20 protein-coding genes are annotated in these 20642 nt (G+C 65.9%); 10 read left to right on the forward strand and 10 right to left on the reverse strand.

From position 1 onward, the window contains the following. Window positions 1-62: 62 nt before the first annotated feature. Both V9E98_13565 and V9E98_13570 read left to right on the forward strand, forming a co-directional pair. Entirely contained in the window at window positions 63-1439 is a 1377-nt protein-coding gene (locus V9E98_13565; GenBank protein MEI2717991.1) for a TrpB-like pyridoxal phosphate-dependent enzyme, read from the forward strand. 2 nt (window positions 1440-1441) lie between these two features. Next, window positions 1442-1954, forward strand: coding sequence for a DUF6790 family protein (locus tag V9E98_13570; GenBank protein MEI2717992.1), 513 nt, complete (start codon window positions 1442-1444; stop codon window positions 1952-1954). Between the two features lie 221 nt (window positions 1955-2175). Here V9E98_13570 and V9E98_13575 read toward each other — a convergent pair whose 3' ends face one another. Genes V9E98_13575 through V9E98_13585 form a run of 3 tightly spaced genes read right to left on the reverse strand, consistent with a single transcriptional unit; the run spans window position 2176 to window position 5197 of the window. Continuing rightward, window positions 2176-3093, reverse strand: a complete 918-nt coding sequence (locus tag V9E98_13575) for a hypothetical protein (GenBank protein ID MEI2717993.1) — start codon at window positions 3091-3093, stop codon at window positions 2176-2178. Next, on the reverse strand, window positions 3090-3719 hold the full coding sequence (locus tag V9E98_13580) for a DUF305 domain-containing protein (GenBank protein MEI2717994.1): 630 nt from the start codon (window positions 3717-3719) through the stop codon (window positions 3090-3092). The genes V9E98_13575 and V9E98_13580 overlap by 4 nt, the downstream gene beginning before the upstream one ends. Then, the gene (locus tag V9E98_13585) at window positions 3716-5197 is read right to left on the reverse strand and encodes a multicopper oxidase family protein (protein MEI2717995.1); all 1482 of its coding nucleotides are present in this window, start codon (window positions 5195-5197) and stop codon (window positions 3716-3718) included. Before V9E98_13585 ends, V9E98_13580 begins: the two co-directional genes overlap by 4 nt. A 152-nt stretch (window positions 5198-5349) precedes the next feature. Between V9E98_13585 and V9E98_13590 the strand changes: the two genes are divergently transcribed. Genes V9E98_13590 through V9E98_13600 form a run of 3 tightly spaced genes read left to right on the forward strand, consistent with a single transcriptional unit; the run spans window position 5350 to window position 7462 of the window. After that, on the forward strand, window positions 5350-5610 hold the full coding sequence (locus V9E98_13590; GenBank protein ID MEI2717996.1) for a hypothetical protein: 261 nt from the start codon (window positions 5350-5352) through the stop codon (window positions 5608-5610). Continuing rightward, the gene (locus V9E98_13595) at window positions 5607-6338 is read left to right on the forward strand and encodes a response regulator transcription factor (GenBank protein MEI2717997.1); all 732 of its coding nucleotides are present in this window, start codon (window positions 5607-5609) and stop codon (window positions 6336-6338) included. Before V9E98_13590 ends, V9E98_13595 begins: the two co-directional genes overlap by 4 nt. Beyond that, on the forward strand, window positions 6335-7462 hold the full coding sequence (locus V9E98_13600; protein ID MEI2717998.1) for a HAMP domain-containing sensor histidine kinase: 1128 nt from the start codon (window positions 6335-6337) through the stop codon (window positions 7460-7462). The genes V9E98_13595 and V9E98_13600 overlap by 4 nt, the downstream gene beginning before the upstream one ends. A 72-nt stretch (window positions 7463-7534) precedes the next feature. Here V9E98_13600 and V9E98_13605 read toward each other — a convergent pair whose 3' ends face one another. From V9E98_13605 to def, 3 genes are all read right to left on the reverse strand, one after another. Continuing rightward, window positions 7535-7996, reverse strand: coding sequence for a transglycosylase family protein (locus V9E98_13605; protein MEI2717999.1), 462 nt, complete (start codon window positions 7994-7996; stop codon window positions 7535-7537). After that, window positions 7981-8421: a transglycosylase family protein gene (locus V9E98_13610; GenBank protein ID MEI2718000.1), complete on the reverse strand. Its 441-nt coding sequence runs from the start codon at window positions 8419-8421 to the stop codon at window positions 7981-7983. Before V9E98_13610 ends, V9E98_13605 begins: the two co-directional genes overlap by 16 nt. Window positions 8422-8816: 395 nt before the next feature. Further along, window positions 8817-9365, reverse strand: coding sequence for a peptide deformylase (gene def, locus V9E98_13615; GenBank protein ID MEI2718001.1), 549 nt, complete (start codon window positions 9363-9365; stop codon window positions 8817-8819). Between the two features lie 93 nt (window positions 9366-9458). On the opposite strand from def, the gene V9E98_13620 reads away from it, so the two are divergent. From V9E98_13620 to V9E98_13630, 3 genes are all read left to right on the forward strand, one after another. Continuing rightward, window positions 9459-10565, forward strand: coding sequence for a PQQ-dependent sugar dehydrogenase (locus tag V9E98_13620; protein ID MEI2718002.1), 1107 nt, complete (start codon window positions 9459-9461; stop codon window positions 10563-10565). A gap of 206 nt (window positions 10566-10771) precedes the next feature. After that, window positions 10772-11656, forward strand: coding sequence for a pirin family protein (locus V9E98_13625; protein MEI2718003.1), 885 nt, complete (start codon window positions 10772-10774; stop codon window positions 11654-11656). 137 nt (window positions 11657-11793) lie between these two features. Beyond that, on the forward strand, window positions 11794-12813 hold the full coding sequence (locus V9E98_13630) for a BMP family ABC transporter substrate-binding protein (protein ID MEI2718004.1): 1020 nt from the start codon (window positions 11794-11796) through the stop codon (window positions 12811-12813). A 55-nt stretch (window positions 12814-12868) separates the two neighbouring features. On the opposite strand, the gene V9E98_13635 is transcribed toward V9E98_13630, so the two are convergent. The 3 genes from V9E98_13635 to V9E98_13645 all read right to left on the reverse strand — a co-directional run bounded on the left by V9E98_13635 (window position 12869) and on the right by V9E98_13645 (window position 17356). Further along, window positions 12869-14995, reverse strand: a complete 2127-nt coding sequence (locus V9E98_13635; GenBank protein MEI2718005.1) for an SUMF1/EgtB/PvdO family nonheme iron enzyme — start codon at window positions 14993-14995, stop codon at window positions 12869-12871. A 187-nt stretch (window positions 14996-15182) separates the two neighbouring features. Further along, on the reverse strand, window positions 15183-15980 hold the full coding sequence (gene eutC / locus V9E98_13640) for an ethanolamine ammonia-lyase subunit EutC (GenBank protein ID MEI2718006.1): 798 nt from the start codon (window positions 15978-15980) through the stop codon (window positions 15183-15185). Then, complete coding sequence (locus V9E98_13645) at window positions 15977-17356, reverse strand: ethanolamine ammonia-lyase subunit EutB (GenBank protein MEI2718007.1); 1380 nt, start codon at window positions 17354-17356, stop codon at window positions 15977-15979. The genes eutC and V9E98_13645 overlap by 4 nt, the downstream gene beginning before the upstream one ends. A 289-nt stretch (window positions 17357-17645) precedes the next feature. Here V9E98_13645 and V9E98_13650 point away from each other — a divergent pair, with 289 nt between their 5' ends. Continuing rightward, the gene (locus tag V9E98_13650) at window positions 17646-18578 is read left to right on the forward strand and encodes an EamA family transporter (protein ID MEI2718008.1); all 933 of its coding nucleotides are present in this window, start codon (window positions 17646-17648) and stop codon (window positions 18576-18578) included. A 13-nt stretch (window positions 18579-18591) separates the two neighbouring features. Then, window positions 18592-19188 carry a DJ-1/PfpI family protein gene (locus V9E98_13655; protein ID MEI2718009.1) on the forward strand — a complete coding sequence of 199 codons (597 nt, stop codon included), beginning with the start codon at window positions 18592-18594 and terminating at the stop codon, window positions 19186-19188. Window positions 19189-19262: 74 nt separating this feature from the next. Here V9E98_13655 and V9E98_13660 read toward each other — a convergent pair whose 3' ends face one another. Continuing rightward, the gene (locus tag V9E98_13660; protein MEI2718010.1) at window positions 19263-20612 is read right to left on the reverse strand and encodes a hypothetical protein; all 1350 of its coding nucleotides are present in this window, start codon (window positions 20610-20612) and stop codon (window positions 19263-19265) included. Window positions 20613-20642: the final 30 nt, after the last annotated feature.

Raw genomic sequence — 20642 nt, forward strand, 5'->3', positions numbered from 1 at the left:
GGGCCGTGACGGTAGTTTCTTCCCCAACTCGAGTTTCCTGCCCAACACCGACTGGAGGACGCATGGACGATCAGGTGCGCAGGCACAAATACACGCTCGACGAGGACCAGATCCCGACCGCCTGGTACAACATCATCCCGGACCTGCCCGCACCCCCGCCGCCACCGCTGCATCCGGGCACGATGGAACCCGTCGGCCCCGAGGATCTGGCGCCCCTGTTCCCCATGGCACTGATCGAGCAGGAAGTCAGCGCTGAGCGGTTCATCGACATCCCCGGCGGAGTCCTCGACGTCTATCGCCAGTGGCGGCCCACGCCGCTGTTCCGCGCCCATCGGCTCGAGCAAGCGTTGGGTACCCCCGCGCGCATCTACTACAAGTACGAGGGTGTGTCCCCAGCCGGCTCGCACAAGCCGAACACAGCCGTCCCACAGGCCTACTACAACAAGGCTGAAGGGGTCTCCAAGCTCACGACAGAGACCGGAGCAGGACAGTGGGGCACGGCTCTGGCGTTTGCGTGCGCCCTATACGACATGCAGTGCGAGGTCTGGCAGGTGGGCGCGTCCTACGACGCCAAGCCCTACCGCCGCTTGATGATCGAGGCCTTCGGGGGCGTCGTGCATCGGTCCCCGAGCGACCTCACCGAAGCCGGCCGGGCTTTGGCGGCTGACCCTGCCAATCTCTCCGGATCCCTGGGGATCGCGATCTCCGAGGCGGTCGAGGTGGCCGCTCAGAATCCGGAGGTGCGCTACGCGCTCGGCTCGGTGCTCAACCACGTTCTGCTGCATCAGACCGTCATCGGTGAGGAGGCTCTGCTGCAGATGGAGATGGCTGGGGACACACCCACACTGATCGTGGGTTGCACGGGCGGCGGATCCAACTTCGCCGGCCTGTCGTTCCCGTTCCTGCGCGAGAAGATGGCCGGGAACATCTCGCCGCGCATCCTCGCGGCAGAACCCGCTTCGTGCCCGTCATTGACCCGGGGTACCTACGCCTACGACTTCGGCGACACCGCCGGGATGACGCCGCTGATGAAGATGCACACATTGGGCCATGACTTCGTGCCCGATCCCATCCACGCCGGTGGATTGCGCTACCACGGCATGGCGCCCCTGATCTCGCACGTCTACGAGCTGGGGTTGATGGACGCCGAGTCGGTCCCGCAGACCGAGTGCTTTGAGGCCGCCGTGCAGTTCGCGCGCACCGAGGGAATCGTTCCTGCGCCGGAACCCACTCACGCACTCGCCCTGGCCGTCCGCGAAGCGCTCAAGGCCAAAGAGACCGGTGAAGAAACTGTCATCCTGACGGCGCTATGTGGCCACGGGCACTTCGACCTGTCCGCCTATGACGACTTCTTGAACGGTCGGATGACCGACGAGAACGTCACCGAGGAGCGGTTGTCCGTGGCTCTGGAGACTCTGCCGCAGGTTCCCGTCGGCTGACCATGTTCTTTCTCGCACCTTGGGTCATCGCCCTCATCGGGTTCGTCCTGCATGTGTTCTTGGACCGATCACCGCAGCACCGGACGTCCCACCGGGTGATTGAACTCGCCCTGTTGTGGAACCTCGTGTTCTTCGGAGCCTGGAGCATCCTCGGCGGCCTCGGACACATTGGGCCCACCTCAGGCGCGCTCGCCGAACAGATCGGATACACCCAGTCGATGTTCCAGTGGGAGGTCGGTTGGGCCGACATCGCACTCGGTGTGCTCGGGATCGGCTGCGCCTGGAAATCCGGTCGCGGCGGATGGATGACGGCGGCCGTCGTGACGCTCGTCATTATGTACTGGGGCGATGCCATCGGGCACGTCATGGAGCTTGTCGCCCATGACAACCAAGCCCCCAGCAACGTTTGGGCGATCCCCAGCGATGTCCTGCAGCCGCTGCTGGCGGCCATCCTGCTCGTGCTGTACCGGCGTGGGCAGCCGGCCGTAGAGAGCGTCGCGTCCACAACCGCTTGAGCCGCGCACTGACCGGACACCATCTCTCATGGCCGGAGGAAGACGCTCTCTTGGGGCCGGAGGAAGGCGCTCTCTTGGGGCCGGAGGAAGGCGCTCTCTTGGGGCCGGAGGAAGGCGCTTCCTTGGCCGGGACGAAGAACTCGACCGGGCACACCAACTCGGCCGAAGGAGGTCGGCCGGAGCTGGGCCGGAGAGCAGGGTCGGGAAACTGGTCGGACCAGTCAGTGGCCAGGGATCCCGGTGACTCGCGGCGAGAAGGAAGCACCCTGATCGAGGCTCTCCCAGATCTTGTCACCGGCGAGGACGTTGAGCCGAGTGCCGTTGGCGGCCAGCGCTGCGGGCTGCCCGTCGACCTCACCGGCCTTGCGCCAGTCCTTGCCGGAGTCGGTTGAGGAGTGCACCGCCCCCTCAGGGGTGACGCCCCAGAGTTGGTCGTCGGTCCACGCCACGAGCGCGATCACCGGTGCGCCCGCGATGGGCGTCCACGTCCTGCCGCCGTCCGTGCTGGCGATCGGCCCGTCCTGAGTGGTCCCCACGGCTTGCCGCGCGTTGCGGGGGTTGATGGCGATGTCGAATGGTCCCGGCCCGACAGTGTCCCAGTTGTCGCCGCCATCGGTGGATCGCCAGAGCATGCCGTCGCCGGAGTTGACGCCCAACACGACATCACCAGCGGCAGCCAGTCGATGGAAGTCCACCTGCCCGGTCAGCGACACAGGTTTCCACGTCTTGCCCTCGTCGGCGGACTGCAGTAAGCCCAGATCCGGGGGAGCGTCCATATCCGGCCCTGGATGTCCGGAGGCGAGCCAACGGTCGTCGGCAATAGTGAATCCCATGACATCGAACGGTTCGCTGACCCGTCGAGGTGGTTCACCGGGTGGCTGGCTGAACAGTCCCTGATGGCTGCCGATCAGCAAGGTGTCCGTGCTGAGGCTCAGGTTGTGGATGTGCTGTAGGGCGGCTGAGTCGGCGGTGACCTCGATGGTCGTCGGCTGAGGCGAAGGGGGGGCCGGTTTCGGGGTCGTCTGTGAGGTCGGTGAGAGGGGCGGTGCCGGTTCTGCCGCGGGTGAAGTGGCGCACCCGGCGACAAGTCCGATCACCAGCATCGCCGAGGCCGACGCGATCGTCCCGGTTCGGTTCATGGCGCCAGCAACTCCTTCATGGTGTCGATCTCCTTCTTCTGGGCGGCGATGATCTGATCGGCCAGTGTTGTGACTTTTGGGTTCCCGGGCTGCGCCTTGACTTGTTCGGCCATCAGGACCGCTCCTTCGTGGTGGGCGATCATCATCTGCAGCCACATGGAGTCGAACTCTGTCCCCTCGGCTTGGCTCAGTCTGGCCATGTCTTCGGCGGCCATCATTCCCGACATGGTCATCCCTGCCATGTCGTGACCACCGTGGTCCATGCTGGCCATGTCCTCTCCGGCGCCGGGCATGGCGGTCGGGGCGCCCCATTGCTCCAGCCACGTTGTCATCTGCTCGATCTCCGGATCCTGCGCTCCCTTGATTGCTGTAGCCAGCTCGCGCACCTCAGGTGACGCCTTGGCCTGTGGGTCGAGGGCGAAGTCGGCCATCTCGATGGCCTGCTGGTGGTGCGGGATCATCGACTGCGCAAAGACGATGTCTGCTGCGGTCTCCGTGTCGGACACAGCTGCCGAGGCCGCCGGGGTGGCCTCGTTTCCCGCGTCCGTTGGTGTGCTGCAGGCGGCTGCGGACGCGGCCAGGACAGCGGCGAGTATTGCGGCGGTGAGGGCGCGGTGCTCGTTCATTGGGCTGGTTCCTCCTCGGTGGTGTAGTCCAGGCGGGTCATCATGCCCGCCTCAGCGTGATAGGCGTTGTGGCAATGGACCATCCATTGCCCGGGGTTGTTTGCTGCGAAGTCCACGTTCACGGCCCCCATGGGTGGGATCAGCACGGTGTCCTTGCGCGCCCCCGTGCCGCCCGCGTCGCCGAGCTGGAAAGTGTGGCCGTGCAGGTGAACTGGGTGCGACATCATTGACATGTTCGAGATCCGAAGCCGACCCGCTTCGCCTTGCCTGATGGTCAACGGGGTCGCGTGGTCATGTGTCGCACCGTTGATGGTCCAGACGTAGGGAGCCATTGAACCCCCCAGCGCAATGTTCTGCAGACTGTCGGGGTCGCGGGCAGGCAGAGCCGCGGACTCGGACACCTGCAGTGCACCCAGGTTCAAGGGGTAGCGGTTGAGTTCCGCGGGACGTGCCGTGACAGGGGGTGCGGCTGCGGAGCGGGAGGTGCGCACGACCGCGCGGGCGAGTCCGGGCTTGCCCACGGGTTCGGCGACCAGCGCGAAGGCTCCATCGGAGAGGTCGACAATCGCGTCATACCGTTCCCCCATCCCGATGCGGAGTGCGGAGGTGGCCACCGGGCGCACCGGGTAGCCGTCGGTGTGCGTGACGCGCAACTGATGATCGGCGAGGGCGACCGTGAAGATCGTGTCAGCGCCCGCGTTGATGATGCGAAGCCGGACCCGGTCGCCTGGTCTCGCGGCCAGCGTCTCGGGGTCGTCGTCCGGACGCCCGTTGATCAGATGCAGCGGATACGTTACATCTCCGCCATCCGACATCATGCCGCCGTGGCCCATCCCCATCTCAGGGCCGGCTTTGTCGCCGGCGGCGACCAGGTCGGCGAAGATCTGGTCCGGCGTCTGGCCCACGCCATCGGTCCAGTCGTCCAGTACGACGACCCATTCGGCGTCGTAGTCGCCGGGTTCGCGGGGGTCGTCGATGATGAATGGCGCATACAGGCCCCGATCCAGCTGCAAACCGGTGTGTGGGTGAAACCAGTGGGTGCCGGGATCGGGGACAGTGAAGTCGAAGTCGAAGTCGCCGCCGGACTCGATGGCGGGTGTGGTGACCCCCGGTACTCCATCCATGTCGTTGCGGATCGCCAGGCCGTGCCAGTGAACGCTGGTCGACTCGGGCAGAGAGTTATGGACCGCCACTGTGACCCGATCACCCGCCGTGGCGCGGAACGCCTTGCCCGGAACCGAGTCACCGTAAGCCCATGTCGAGGTGATACGCCCACCGAGATCCACCTGAACCTGCTTCGCCTGGAGTGTCATCGACCGCACGGCGCCGGTGGTGGGTCGGGCTGACTCCGCTGCCATGATCTCGCGCACACCGGTGAGGCCGGAAGAGCGTGTGCACGACGCCAGACTCAGGCTCGCCCCGGCGCCGAGCAGGCCCGCCAGCACTTGGCGACGGGTCAACGCCTTGTTGTTGGTCACGGCCCCGATGGTGGGATACGGGATCGCAGGTTCGACTGAGATTGCGTGAAGGTTTGATGAAGAAACCGATCTTCATCGAACCTTCACACGTTCACCGGCCAGAGCATACGGCTCGGGAGTCAACATGGAGATGCAGTCCAAGGGAGGTCGCCATGATGGGTTGGTCCAACCAGGGTTGGAACGGGTGGATGCTCGCCATGATGCTGGCGTGGCCGCTCCTGGTGGCCATGGCGGTCTGGGCAGTCGTGGCGCTCACCCGCAGCGACCGTGCCCGGACTGATCGACAGACCCCTCGGCAGATCCTGGATCGGCGGTTGGCCGCCGCGGACATCGACGCCGCACAGTACACCCATGCACGCGCACTGTTGGAGAATCGTTCCATGAGCGAGCCCACGACCACCGGTAGCGAGTGACTCCGCCCGTCGCGGCCTCGCCCGGCACGGTTCTCGTCGTCGATGACGAGGAGCCATTGGCGCGAGTGGTCGCCTCCTATCTGGCGGCGGAGGGGTTCGTCGTCGCGGTTGCGCACGATGGTCCGTCCGCGGTTGAGGCTGCCCGAACCGATCTTCCAGAGCTGATCGTCCTTGACATCATGCTGCCGGGATTCGACGGTGTCGAGGTCTGTCGGCGGGTACGCACGTTCAGCGACTGCTACATCGTGATGCTGACGGCACGTGACGACGAGATCGACAAGATCGTCGGCCTATCGGTGGGAGCCGATGACTACCTGGTCAAGCCGTTCTCGCCGCGTGAGCTCATGGCCCGGGTGCGCGCCATGCTTCGGCGGCCCCGGACCATCGGACCTGCCCCCGCGGATCCCGACCGTCCCGCCAGCTCCGATGTGCGGGTGCTCGCCGATCTTGTGGTCGATCCAACCGCCCGCAAGGTCTGGGTCGCCGATCGTGAGCTGGATCTCACCCGCACGGAGTTCGACCTGTTGGACACTCTGACAGCCAGCCCGCGGCGGGCATTCACCCGCCGCCAACTCATCGACTCCGTATGGGGGCCGGACTGGTACGGCGACGAACATATCGTCGACGTCCACATCGGTCACTTGCGCCGCAAGTTGGTCGATGATGCGTCGGAGCCGCGGTTCATCCGAACCGTGCGCGGTGTCGGATATGGCATGGTGACGTCGTGAGACGGCCGGTCGGGCTGGCGACCAGGCTGTTCAGCGCCCAGATGATCGTCATCCTCGTCGCAGGGGTGACCGTCGCGGTGACTGTGGCACTCGTCGCCCCGAGCCTGTTTCTGGAGCATCTCGACATGACCGGCGAGGACTCTCCGACGGTGCAGGAACACGCTCGCGAGGCGTTCGAGTCGTCCGTGGGTGTGGCGTTCCTGGCGGCCGCATCCGCAGCGGTGATCGCTGCAGTGCTGCTGTCGTGGTTCCTGTCCCGGCGAGTCGGCAGACCGGTGGAGGAACTGGCCGCAGCCGCCGAGACAATCGCCTCCGGCACCTATGACATCTCGGTACCGGAGACCGGGTTCGGGCCCGAACTGTCGGCGTTGTCGAAGGCGTTCCAGCAGATGGCCGATGACCTGGCCGCCACTGATGCGGCCCGCGGCAGGTTGTTGGCCGATCTAGCTCATGAACTGCGCACTCCGCTGGCGACCCTCGAGGTCCATATCGACGGGATGGAAGACGGAATCGTTTCTCCCAGTAGGGAGACCTTCGATGTCATGAGGGCGCAGGTCGTCCGCCTGCGCCGGCTGGCGAGTGATATCAAGCTCACCGCCGCAGCGCAGGAGCACGCGCTCGATCTGCATCCGCGAACCATCCCGGTGGCGGACCTGATCAGGACGGCCTGCACCGCCGCAGCCCCTCGATACGCAGCCCGCAACGTGGACCTCCGTTGCGGATCGCTCAGTCCGGCTGCCACGGTTACGGTGGACCCCGACCGGATGCAGCAAGTCCTCGCCAACCTGTTGGACAACGCTTTGCGACACACACATCCGGGCGGATCTGTGACGGTTACCGTCACAGTTAGCACAGCAACGGTGCTTGTCTCGATAGTCGACACCGGCGATGGAATCCCAGCCGACCAGCTCGAGGCCATTTTCGAGCGCTTCCATCGCGTCGACCCGGCTCGGAGCAGTCAGGCGGAGGGTGGCAGCGGCTTGGGTCTCACGATCGCGCGCGCCATCGTCGACGACCAGCACGGCATCCTCACCGCGAACAGCCCTGGGCCCGGCTGTGGCGCCACATTCACCCTGGCGCTGCCAAGGAATCCTGCCGCGTCTGATCCGTCGCCCAACGCTTGAGGCGCAAACGGCGACTCCCGGTCACTGTCCACAGGGCGGACGGCGACCGGGAGTCGTCATGAGTGCGTTGCCTCAGGCGCAGCTCCAGGGCCCCCATCCGGAGCGCTGGTGCAGTTTCCAGGCGATGTGATCCTGAGCGAACTTCGGTGCCTTGTTGGCGGCTGACGCATACCTGCCACCACCGGCTCCGCGCCAAGTGCTGTCCAGGAACTGCCACGCCCCCTTGTAGGGACCGTCGACCATGTTGTAGTCGAAGCCCGACTCACACTTGATCACCGAGCGGGACTTGGGAGTCGCTGCCCAGCGCTTGGCCTTGGCGATCTCTTCAAGTTGCCGCTTGTTGAGGTCCCACCTCTGGACCTTCTTCCACGGGATCGGGGCGCCGTTCTTGAAGGTCTTGACCTTGGGGGCGGGAGCTTGGGGAGCAGCATCGGCGGCTGACGCGGCCGTCGGACCGACGGCTACCGCGGCGACACTGATCAGCCCGGCCACGGGCAGGGCGATGAGTGAGCGGCGCATCAGGCGCAACCCCACGGGCCCCAGCCCTGCTTCTTCCACAGACGCCAGGCGGTGAGGTCCTGAGCCCACTTGGGAGCGCGATCGGCAGTACGGGCGAAACGGCCACCCCCGGAGCCGAGCCAGGTGCCGTAGGCGAACTGGTAGGCGCCGTAGTAGCCGTTGCCGGTGTTGATCTTGTAGTTGCCGCCGGACTCACACTGGCGCACGGAACGCGCCTTGGGGCTGTCGGCCCACTTGATGGCCTGAGCGATCTTCTGCAGCTCCCAACCCTTGAGGTTGTACTGCTCGAAGTGCTTCTCGGAGACGGGGCGGCCCTTCTTGTAGGACTGCAGGCTCGCGGCGCTGTCGTTGGCGCTCGCTGTGGTGATGGCGGGGCCGGCGGTGAGCGCGGCGACACCCATCAGGGCAGCGGTGGGCATGGCGATAGCGACTTTTCGCACGTTGATCCTTCTTCGTCGTTCCCCGGCAGAGGGGCTTCGGAGGTCCCCTTGCGCCGGGAGCCTTGGGTGGGCTCCACCGCACTGTCGGGGCGGTCAGCGGGGTTGTCCCGCCCCGGTCAACTGCCCGAGCCATGTCGGGTGAAACCGGTGTCTGCGACCGTACGCTGTGTCGCAGAATCGTCTCAACTGCTACTCGTGTGAGTCACATCACTTGTCGGTTTTGTCCCAGTGCCCACCGGGAGTGGTAGTCAAACTCCGCCCTTCGGGGGCCTGTGGGGAGAGTCGCTGCGGTTTCCCTATGACCCACGCCACGGCGCCACACCGACTCGTCTCGCCGTTTATCGGACGCCGCTGAGAGGTGTTGAGAGCGACCGAGGGGGTACCCGGCGGCCGGGTCAGCGTTCGGCCATCAGCTTCGCGTGCGCCTTGAGTACCTTGCGTCGTGCTTTGGCGGTCAGCCGGTCGATGTACAACATCCCGTTGAGGTGATCGGTCTCGTGTTGCAGGCAGCGGGCCAGCAGCCCCGTGCCGGTAACGCGGAGCGGCGTTCCGACTTCGTCGACGCCGGTCACACTCACCGACTCGAGTCGGGCCAGTGGTGCGTGCTGAGCGAGCACGGACAGGCAGCCTTCGTCGTCCTCCTCCAGGCGCCGCTCCGAGAGTTCGGGGAGTTCGAGGACGGGATTGATGACAACCCCGCGGCGGCGCACATGGTCGGCGTCCGGACAGTCGTACACGAATACGCGGGAACTGATCCCGATCTGGTTGGCTGCCAGACCCACACCCTCGGCCTCGTACATGCTGGCGAACATGTCGGCGATGAGTTGAACGAGGTCGTCGTCGAACGCTTCGACAACCGCGCACGGTGACGAGAGCACGGGGTCCCCGACCTGGACGATGGGGTGCACTCGGCCGGTTCGACCGGCGAATCCTGGTGTGCTCACCGGTCAACTGTGCCATGTGCTCCCGCATGTCGCGGCCCGCCCCCGGACCGTTGTGGGCGTGCCGATGAGGTGGGGCGCGGGCACACTGGAGCGGTGATCTCGCGCGCGGTTCCGATGGTGGTGTCGGCTGTCTTGCTGGCGGCGTGCTCCACCCCTGGTGGTGACCCGACCGCCCCGGCAGAGTCCGCCGGGCAAACTCCGACGCAGACGGCTCCTGCGCAGACCGGTCCCTTCGAGATTGGAACGGTGTCACGCAGCCTGGCGGTTCCCTGGGCCATGGCCGCCCTACCGGACGGCAACGTCCTGGTCACGTTGCGGGATGCCGGAACGGTTGCGTTGATCGAGCCTCAGGACCGTTCTGCTCCGGCCGGCACGATCACTGGGGTGGTTCCCGGCGGAGAAGGCGGCCTTCTGGGAATCGCGGTCCCGCCTGGGCAGTCCGCCCGTTCGGTGTTCGTGTACTACACAGCGGCTGACGACAACCGGGTGGCCCGACTGTCGTGGGACGGAACGTCCTTGTCGCAGCAGCGGGACATCTTCACCGGCATCCCGAAGGAGCAGATCCACAACGGGGGCCGGATCGCTTTCGGCCCGGACGGGTACCTCTACGTCGCCACCGGGGACGCCGGTCAGCGGGACCTGGCCCAGGACCCCGCCAGTCTTGCGGGCAAGATCTTGCGCATCACCGCTGACGGAGAGCCCGCTGCGGACAATCCGGACCCCACGTCCCCGGTGTACTCGCTGGGTCATCGCAACGTCCAAGGGCTGGCGTGGGACTCCGCTGGTCGCCTGTGGGCCAGTGAGTTCGGCGAGAACGATGTCGATGAGCTCAACCTCATCGTGGCGGGCGGCAACTACGGATGGCCGATGTGTGAAGGTCCCTGCGAGCGTCCTGGGGTCATCAACCCGAAGGCCATCTGGTCTCCGACTGCCACCGCGAGCCCCAGTGGCATGGCGATCTCCCAAGGTTCGGCGTGGGTCGCCTCCCTGCGCGGCGAGGTCTTGTACGAGATCCCCCTCGATGGCACCGACGCCGGGGAGCCGCGAGCCTGGTTCGGATCCGAGTACGGTCGGCTGCGAGATGTCCTGGCCCGTCCGGGTGGTCGGTTGTGGTTGGCCACGAACAACACCGACGGCCGAGGTGAGCCTCGGGAGACGGACGACCGCGTCATCGCCGTGGAGTTGCCGCGCGCTGAGTGACGCGAAGCGGTGTGAGCCGCATCATGGCCATCGCCTTCTGAGGACGGAGGACGGGCTTGCGCGGGAATGCTCTCGGACTCACACTCGTTGTGTTAGTTGAACATTCAACTAGGAACTGGAGGAGCGATGCCCGCCGCCACCGCCGACACCCTCACCTTGCCGAGACTCGACGTCGCACCCGACGCGCGACCGCGACCGTCAAGTCCGTGACCTCGGCCCCGCAAGGCTTCGAGGGCGAGGGCTTCCCGGTACGCCGGGCCTTCGCCGGCGTCGATCCCAGAGACATCGACCCGTTCATCATGATGGATCAGATGGGTGAGGTGGAGTACGCACCGGGAGAGCCCAAGGGCACCCCTTGGCACCCACACCGCGGCTTCGAGACGTTCACCTACCTGATCGACGGACGGTTCCTGCACCAGGACTCGCATGGAGGCGGCGGCACCATACTCGAGGGTGGAACCCAGTACATGACGGCGGGCGACGGAATCCTGCACATCGAGACCCCGCCGGAGGACCTCGTGATGTCCGGAGGGCTCTTCCACGGAATCCAACTGTGGATCAACCTCCCGCGGGAGATGAAGCGGGTCGCACCGCAGTACCAGGACCTGCAGGGCCGCGAATCCGCCATGGTGTCGACCGCAGATGGTGGGGCCCTGGTCCGAGTCCTCGCCGGCGAGTTGAGCGGTCACCGCGGCCCGGGCATCTCACACACCCCCTTGGTCATCACGCATCTGACTGTGGCTCCAGGAGCCCGTGTCGAACTCCCCTGGAGACCGGACTTCAATGCGCTCGCCTACGTGTTGGCCGGGTCGGGAACCGTCGGAGCCGAACAGCGTCCCATTCGCATGGGCCAGACCGCCGTGTTCGGCCCGGGCGACTCGGTTGTCGTGGAGGCCAACGCCCAGCAGGACTCCCGTTCACCCGACATGGAGGTCTTTTTGATCGGTGGCGTTCCGCTGCGGGAGCCGGTGTTCCAGTACGGTCCCTTCGTCATGAGCACGCGCGATGAGGTGATCGAGGCGTTTGAGGACTACCAGTCTGGCCGCTTCGGCAGGATTCCCACCGACGCGATCCAGCCCCACCGCGCCTAGCCGGGGCGAAGTCAGGCGGGTAGTCCCACACCCAGGGTGGTCGGCGCAGTGCACGCGATCAAGTCCGGGTCAGGAGCAGGCCCTGCCTCCGCGACCGCGAAGGATGAGCCATCCTGGACGGGAGCGGGAGGAACACCATGTCCATCGGGCGAAGCGTCGTGGTCGCGTTCTTCGCGGCGGCCGCGCTGATGGTGGTATCGGCCTGCACCACGATCCCGCCGCCTCCCGAGGAGGTGGAGGTCGGTGGTCCGGTGCGAGTCGGCCTGGTGACCGACGTCGGGGGGTTCAAGGACCGTTCGTTCAACGAGTTGGCGCTGCAGGGTCTGCGCCGCGCCGAGACCGAACTCGGCGCCATCGGCGAGCCCGTTCAGACGTGGTCCGAAGCCGACTACTTCGCGAGCCTGCGTCGACTCGCTCGCAATGACAATGACCTCGTCATCGGCGTCGGTTTCCTCATGGCTGATGCGATGGCCCAGGTTGCCCGCGAATTCCCCGATACCGACTTCGCCATCATCGATGTCTCGCAGGCGGACCTGCTGGGTGCACCGCCCAACGTCCTGGGGTTGTTGTTCGACGAGTCCCAGGCGGGGTATCTCGCTGGGTATCTCGCCGCCATGGTGGCGATGGACCGCAGTGAACGCCCCGTCATCTCCGCTGTCGGCGGCCGGCGAATCCCACCGGTCCAGCACTACCTTGCGGGATACCGCACCGGCGCTGCCGACTCCGAACCGCAGGTGCGCGTCCAGGTGGACTATGCAGGTACGTTTCTGCACCGGCCACTGTGTCGCCGGATCGCCGAGCGGCAGATCGCGCGGGGGTCCCAGGTTCTGTTCGCTGCGGCTGGAAAGTGCGGCCTGGGGGCCCTGGATGCCGCGGACAGAGCCGGAATACTCGGAGTCGGCGTGGACGCCGATCAGTCCTTTCTGGGCGACCACATGTTGACTTCCGCCACCAAGGGCGTGGATGTCGCGGTGTTCGACACCATCGCCTCGGTGACGGATGGCACCTTCACGGGTGGCCGTGACGTGCTGTTCGAACTGGATGGAGGTGGCGTGGGACTGGGAGAGATCTCGAAGGATGGCGCCGAGTACAGCCAGCAACTCGAGTTGATCGCTGATCAGGTGGCTGCCGGGAAGATCGACACGACGCGGCCATGATCATTCGCCGGGCTGGGCCGGTCCGGCCAGTCGGAAACCCGCCCCGTATCCGAAGTCACTGGCGAAGACGTCGGCTCTGGATAGTTTCGAGATGTCCTCCGCGTACACGAGAGTGCCGAAGTAGGCGCTGCCTCGCATGCCTCGGGCGGCACCGGGGCGGCCGTCGAGGTCGTTCCACTCGTACACGTTGCCGAGTTGATCGTAGGTACCGTATGGGCTTGCTGACCCGGTGAACGAACCTACCGGGAGTGAGGTAGTTGAGACTTGGGTCGAGCCCCCTGCTCTGGGTCACCGACGCCAGCCCCGCTGCGGTGATGTAGTTGACCTGATTCGGCTTCGGTCCGATCTCATTACCCGGGGGGTCATCACTGGCAGTCGCGTAGTCGAAGTACCCCCCTGCGCCCGGCGCGGCTGGGCGCTGCGGCAGGTTGACTGGCTCAGGAGCGGCTGTCGATGGAATGGCCACCGACGCCGGCGAGGAGCGGGAATCGGGAGAGACCGGTGATGTGGTGGTGGTCGGTGTGTTGTCTGGAGGCCAATAGGGCGTGTCGGCCAGGGAGTACGTCCCGTCCTCCGTAGTGCTCGGATTCTGCCGGCCGCGGGGCTGTCCATTCGCCATCCAGTTCACAAAGCGAGCGGCGTCGTACCAACTCACCCACCCGATGGGGCGGTTGCCGGAGTTTCCCTCGTTGTCCATGACCGCGTATCGAAACGAGCCCGGGGTGCCGCTGCGCGAGATCCCTGCGAGGTTCGGCTCCCACTGCATCCTGGGATTGAAGAGTCCATGCGGGTCTTCGGCCGCGACGGCGTTGAGGAAGTGCGTGTACTGATCGATGGTCACCTCGAACCGTCCGATCGCGAAGCGCTGGCCGACGCGTCCGAACCGGCCATCGGTGGCCGGATCGGCGGAGTTCGCCGGACGGCCGATCGTGACGGTGGCGGGGCGGGTTTCCGCCCCGGACAACGTTCGAGGAAGTCCGTGTTCGGCCCGCCACTTTGGACCGGGCACGCCTGGGGCCGCTGCGATACGGAAACCGACAACATTGGATTCGCTGATTGGGTCGTAGTACCACGCGTCCACGGATCGCATCGAGGTCTGGTCTCGAGGGTTCTGCCAGGCACCGCCACGGAATCCTGGGGCGACAACGCCGCGTCCGGATGGTCGATTCCACTCCAACAGGTTGCCCGCTTGGTCGAAGGTGCCGAAGTGGCTGGCGCTGGCGCGGAAGGTTCCTGCTTCCGTGACGTAGTTGGAGGTGAACGAGAAGTCGGCCGATCGTGTGGTGGTGAACACCCGGTCCATGTAGTTGGCTTGATTCGGCTGCGAACCGGGCTGGTTTCCGGGCCGTCGCTCTGCAGCTGTGGGAAATGTGGAGTAGTCGCGACTCGCCGGATCGAAGTAGGCGGACTTGAACCACTGCTGCTCCGTGGGAATCCAGTAGGCCGGTGGCTGGCCCGTGTTGGGGTTCGTCCGGTTGCCCCGGGGGATTTCGCTCGCCGCCTGGGGGGCGATGTCGGGGGAGTAGTAGGCGGCCTTGTACCACTCGTCCTCGGTCGGCAGGCGGAACGTCGGGGGGCGCGCGGTGTTCGGATTGATGCTGTTCGCGGCAGGCGCGGTACCGCGCGTCCTGCCGGCCAGCCGATAAGCGCCCTGCTCGGTTGTCGTCTTCCCCGGAGGGCCCGACGGTCGGCCGTTGCTCATCCAATTCGCGAACCGGGCGGCATCGAACCAACTGACTGAGGTGATCGGGCGATCTGCTGCGCTCCAGCGGCTCTGGGTCGCTGAGTCGGTGGAGTTGGCCTCGATGGGGGAGTACGTGTACGAGCCCGGCGCGCCTTTCCGGACGATTCCCGCGACGTTGGGGTTTGTGGCCATCGACGCGTGGTAGAGGCCATGGGGGTCACGGGCGGCGACTGCATTGAGGAAGGCGGCGTACTGACCGATCGTGACCTCGAATTTCCCTATTCGGTAGTCATACCCGACTCTGCCGAAACCGGAGGAATCGGCCTCGTTGCCCGCGTCGCGTACGGTCACCATCGACATCTCGGTTCCCAGCGGCGCGACCGGGGTGGGAGTTGGGGTCGCCGTGATTGAGGTAGTACCGCTCACACCGCAGGCAGAAACGACCGTGCTGATCGCCAGCGCAGCACCGAGTGCGGTTCGACCGCCGCCGCTGATCACAGTGCCAGTCTGGGCCAGTCCGGGCCAGTCCGGGCCAGTCCGGGCCAGTCCGGGCCAGTCTGGGCCAGTCCGGGCCAGTCTGGGCCGCGGTTCCGGTCGATGGGTCATCCACGTCGCGGGCACTCGCCATGCCGAGGGTCCGAGGACCGGTGGATCCACCCCAAGCCCCACACTCAGTGGTCCAGCCTCACGTCTGGGCTGACTCCACGCGGCCAGATTCGGCCGTGACCGCGGGCGTGGCTGCCGCTGACGGGTACTCGACCTTCAGGGTCGTACCGCTTCGACCCAGACGCAGGCTCTCGCTGAGCAGCATGGCCGTGCGCCGCGCCGCCTCCTGGAGCGGGAGGCCGCCCGGGCGGATGTTGGAGATGCAGTTCCGGTCGGCGTCCGTCAGTCGTTGCGCGGGATTCACCTCCGTGTACACGCTCAGGCTGTCCGGAGCGGAGAGCCCCGGACGTTCTCCGATGACGATCGCAGCGCAGCGTGATCCCAACGCCGCACCCACGTCGTTCAGTAGGGCCACCCGCCCGAACGGGACGATCACGATCGGGGCGACTGTCATCCCGGCGTCCCCCAAGTTCGCGACGATCTCGCCCACCAGCGTCGCGGCATGGCGATTCACCGCTGTCGCGGATAGTCCATCGCTGACGATCAGGGCAACATCTGCGGGGCTGCGTTGGGCGGTGAGCGCATCACGGGCCGGCCCAGACAGTCGACGACCCCGATCCGGGCGACGTAGGTGGTCTGCCCTGTTGGTGGCACGCGACTCTGCCACGACACAGGACAGACCACCACCGGCCAGTTCCGCGGCGAGACCTTCGGCATCGAACTGCGCATGCACGGCATCGCGCGCCAGGGAGTGGTCCACCCGAAACGCCAGAAGGTCCTTGGTCGTTGCGCTGACTCCACTGCGACCGAGTCCGACTCGAGCCGACGTGAGTGTGCGCAGGTCCGGCATCGCCTCGTAGGCTCGGGGGTCGTTCACCGCTCGGTCACCGCCAGCAAGGGGTGCCCACTGCTGATCGGCAGCAGACGGCCGCCGTCGGTCACGATCTCGCTGGCCAGGAGCCAGGCGTCGAACTCCGGGGCCGGCCGCCGATCGAGTTGGCGATGCAGGTAAGCGATGTCGTGGTAGCTGGTCGATTGATACTCGAGCATGATGTCGTCGGCTCCGGGAACTCCCATGAAGTAGGTACATCCCGCGATCCCCAGGAGGGTCATGAGGTCGTCGGAATCGTTCTGGTCCGCTTCGGCGTGGTTCGTGTAGCAGACGTCGCAGCCCATCGGCAGGCCGAGCAGTTTGCCGCAGAAGTGGTCCTCCAGTCCCGCACGTCGGATCTGCTTGCCGTCGTAGAGATATTCCGGGCCGATGAATCCCACCACCGTGTTGACCAGAAGTGGGTCGAATGCGCGAGCTACCGCGTACGCTCGGGCCTCCAGTGTCTGCTGATCCACCCCGTGGTCGCCGCCGGCCGACAGGCATGAACCCTGCCCGGTCTCGAAGTACATGACATTGTCGCCGACAGTGCCGCGCCCCAACTCGCGGGCGGCCTGATGTGCTTCCCGCAGAATCGCCAGATCGACTCCGAAGCCGCGGTTGGCGACCTCGGTTCCCGCGATCGACTGGAATACGAGGTCGACCGGGGCGCCCTGACCCATCGCCAACAAGGTGGTGGAGACATGTGTGAGTACACAGCTCTGGGTGGGAATCGCGAACCGCTGGATGACGTCATCGAGAATCTTGAGCAACTCTATGGTCCGGTCCAGGCTGTCGGTGGCCGGATTGACACCTATGCAAGCGTCGCCGCAGCCGTAGCGAAGACCGTCGATGACGGACACCACGATCCCGAGTGGGTCATCGGTGGGATGGTTCGGCTGAATCCGAGACGACAGTCGGCGGGGGAGTCCGAGAGTGTCCCGGAACGCAGTCACCACCGAACACTTCGACGCAACAGCGATGAGGTCTTGGTTACCCATGATCTTGCACACCGCCGCCGCCATCTCCGGAGTGATACCAGGGGCGAGGGCCGCGAGGGTTTCGGCGTCGGTGTCATCTGCGAGCAGGTAGTCCCGGAACTCTCCGACAGTGAGACCCGCGATCGGCGCGAAGGCCCCGCTGTCGTGGGAGTCCACGATCAGGCGGGTCACCTCGTCCTCGTCATAGGGAACTACCGGGTCCGCGAGGAACGACCTGAGTTCGACGTCCGCGAGGCAGACCTGGGCAGCGGCCCGTTCGGTCTCGTTCCCGGCAGCAACGCCGCTCAACTCGTCGCCGCTGCGTGCCGGTGACGCCTTCGCCAGTAGATCGCGCACACCCGAGAACGCGAAGGTCTCAGGCCCCACGGTCGCTCGCAGCCGCATAGATCGATCGTCGCGTGGGGAAGCGGACCAAGTCCATCCCGGACGCGATCAGGGCCCATCCAGGGGGTGATCAGGCCCATCCAGGCGGTGATCAGGGCCATCCAGGCGGTGATCAGGGCCATCCAGGCGGTGATCAGGGCCACCCAGGCGGTGATCAGGCCCATCCAGGGGTGATCGGGCATCGCGTCACCATCGACTGGGCTCCTCCCACCGCGGACTACGCGCAGCCAAGGATCGGGCTGACCTCGATCCCGTCATCCTCGTCGGGGACTGGGCATAGGCTGGGTCGATGGCCACCGCAGCCGAGAGTCGCGTTCGGCTGGACCCGACAGTAGTGGCCACCCTCGCAGTGCTCGGTGCAGCGACCCTATTCGGCACCTCCGGAACTGCGCGGAGCCTGCTCGCTCCCGATTCGTGGCCCCCCAGCGTCGCCGCCGTCCGACTGCTCATCGGAGCGTTGGGACTGATGGCATATGTCGGGTACCGCCGCCGCGCTGCGGGCGCGTCGAGCCTGATGCGTGGGCCCCTGATCTGGATATCGGGCCTCGGAGTCGCCGGGTATCAGGTGCTCTTCTTCATCGGGGTGGAGGCAACCGGCGTCGCGGTCGGAACACTCGTGTCACTGGGGTTGGCGCCGCTCATGGCGGGGATGCTCGGCTGGATGCTGCGCGAGGGAGCCCCGGGATGGCGATGGGGGGCTTTGACGGCTTTGGCCGTCGTCGGACTGGTCCTGTTGACCTCCGGTGGTGTGACTGAACCGAATCCGGTGGGTATCGCAGCAGCCCTCGGCGCCGGGGTCTGCTATGCGGTCTACACCGTGTGCGGTGGCCGGTTGGCCCGGGACGGTCACGACTCCGGTGTTGTCATGGCTGCCGCTTTCACGGTGGGCGCTGTGTTGTTGCTGCCGTTCTTGTGGTCGGCACCGCAGTGGCTGTTCTCCTCCGCCGGAATATCGCTCGCGCTGTGGTTGGGGTTGGCCGCCACGTCGTTGGCGTACGTCTGGTTCGGGTTGGGGCTTGCCCGCCTGCAACCAGGTCACGTGGCGACGTTGAATCTGCTCGAACCGGTCGTCGCCACGATCCTGGGAGTGTCATTGCTGGCAGAGCAGTTGGGGGCAATCGGCTGGCTCGGGTGCGCTCTCATCCTCGCCGCGCTGGCAGGCTTGGGGCTGCTCGAACGAGGACCGCGGGGGCCGGTTCTTCCCGCTACTGAGTCGACCTGAGGAGGTGGTCCGGATGGATGTCGACATCATCGTGTACGACGGTCTCGACGAGATGGATGCGTGGGGCCCGGCCGAAGTGCTGCGCAGTGCAGCCGCCATGGGGGCCGACGTCTCAGTCCGCCTGCTGACGTGTGAGCCAGTTGCCATGGTCACGGGCGCGTATGGCCTGAGATTCGTCCCGGACGCGGTGTTGGCCGAGGATTCCGAGGTGCTGATCGTGCCCGGTGGCGGTTGGGTGGACCGGGCTGAGACAGGGGCGTGGGCGGAAGTCAGGCGAGGTGATCTTGTCGAGCGGATCGCCGCCGTGGCGGCAACGGCGCGGGTCGTCGCCGGAGTCTGCACGGGAACGATGCTCCTGGCTCACGCCGGTGTCATCGCAGGCCGTCGTGCTGCCACCCACCATTCCGCTCGACGGGAGCTCGCGGACCTGGGCGCCACGGTGGTTGATGACCGGGTCGTCGACGACGGTGATCTGATCACCAGCGGCGGGGTGACCAGCGGCATCGACCTGGCCCTGTGGCTGCTGGAACGCGAAGTGTCGGCGCACATGGCCGACCAGGTCGCGGCTCGCATGGAATACCGACGTACGCGCCCAGCGATGACGAGTTAGAGCAGGCGCACTCCCTCCGATCGCGGTCAAGGAAACCGGGGGAGTGCGCCGACCGTTGTGATCCCTTTCGGATCTCAGCCGTTGGCGTTCTTCTTGCAGGCGGTGAAAGGCCTGTTCTTGACCCGCCACTCGTGGCCCCAGACTGTCGCCGTCTTGCCGGGCTGCTTGGCGCGCACGCGCACGGAGACCGTGACGTTGTCGTTGCACAGTGGCTTGACGAGCACCTTGGCCCGCTTGATCTTGGTGACGCACACACCGTTGACCTTGGTCTGGCCGACCTCACAGGTGACCTTCACCTTGACGTCACCGGGGGTCCTGATCTCTTCGACCACCGGATTCCATTCGTTGATGACGGGCTTCTCCTCGAGCGGGGTCACCGTCAGGGGGGTTTCGGGTGACGGACTCGGCGTCGGTGTGGGGGTCGGCGTCGGTGTGGGGGTTGGTGTCGGGGTATCGCTCCCGGTCGGCGTCGGCGTCGGCGTCGGTGACGGCGTCGGTGTCGGCGTGGGGGTCGGAGTCGGTGTTGGAGAGGGAGTCGGGTCCGGATCGTTGCCGCACGCGGTCTTGACGACGCTGCGGAGGAATTCACCGAGTTTGTCGAAGTTGGTGACGACAGCGACATCGACCTCGTTGATGGTGTTGATTCCTTCGAGATCGGCGTCCTGCACCAAGTTCGGTCCCGAGATGTCCTTCATCCGGGCCTTGCTGGAGTCCTTGTTGATGCCGGTGCCGACACCCACGACCAGGATCCGAACACCCTGCCTCTTCAGCGCGTTAGCTTCTTCAACTGCTCTCTTCAGTGTTTCGTTCTTGGCGTCGCCGCGGTCGGAGTTGAAGCCGACATTGCCGTCACCCCGGTGGGGGTCGCCGTCCTGATCGAAGTTGAACGCCGTGGGATCGCCGTCGGTGACGAAGATCGCCAGATCGGGCAAGCGGGAATCGCCATGGCGCATGGCCTCCAAGCCCGCATCCCAGTTGGTCCACTGACGCTGCTCGCTGCGCTTGGTCCAGTTGGCCTCCTGTTTCCAGTCGCCGCTGCCCTTGTACTCGTAGTTGAGGCCCTTCACCGGGGGCTTCGGGTTGTAGTACTCGGCTAAGCCGTTGGCGAAGACACCTTCCAGCGCAGCGTCCGTGACCTCATGACGCCCGGTGAGTACGTTCGTTGCCGTCGCGAACTGCTCAAGTCGTACGGTCGACTTGGTTCCGTTGAGCGCGGTGATAAAGGTCCGGGCCGCGCCACGGACCTCAGCGACCGCATTGGCCGAGGAGATCGAACCCGACGCATCCAGCATCAGTGAGAAGTCCATTTCGCACTTTTCTTGGACCTTGGGATTGGGCTCCGAATCGATCGCACTGCCAGGTGTGGATCCGGCCACGATCACTCCACCGACTATCAGCCCGGCCACTGTTCCCCCGGCGGTCATTCTGATCCATCGCCCGTTCACGTCAGGTCC

The sequence above is a fragment of the Candidatus Nanopelagicales bacterium genome (assembly GCA_037045355.1).
Classification (GTDB): Bacteria; Actinomycetota; Actinomycetes; order S36-B12.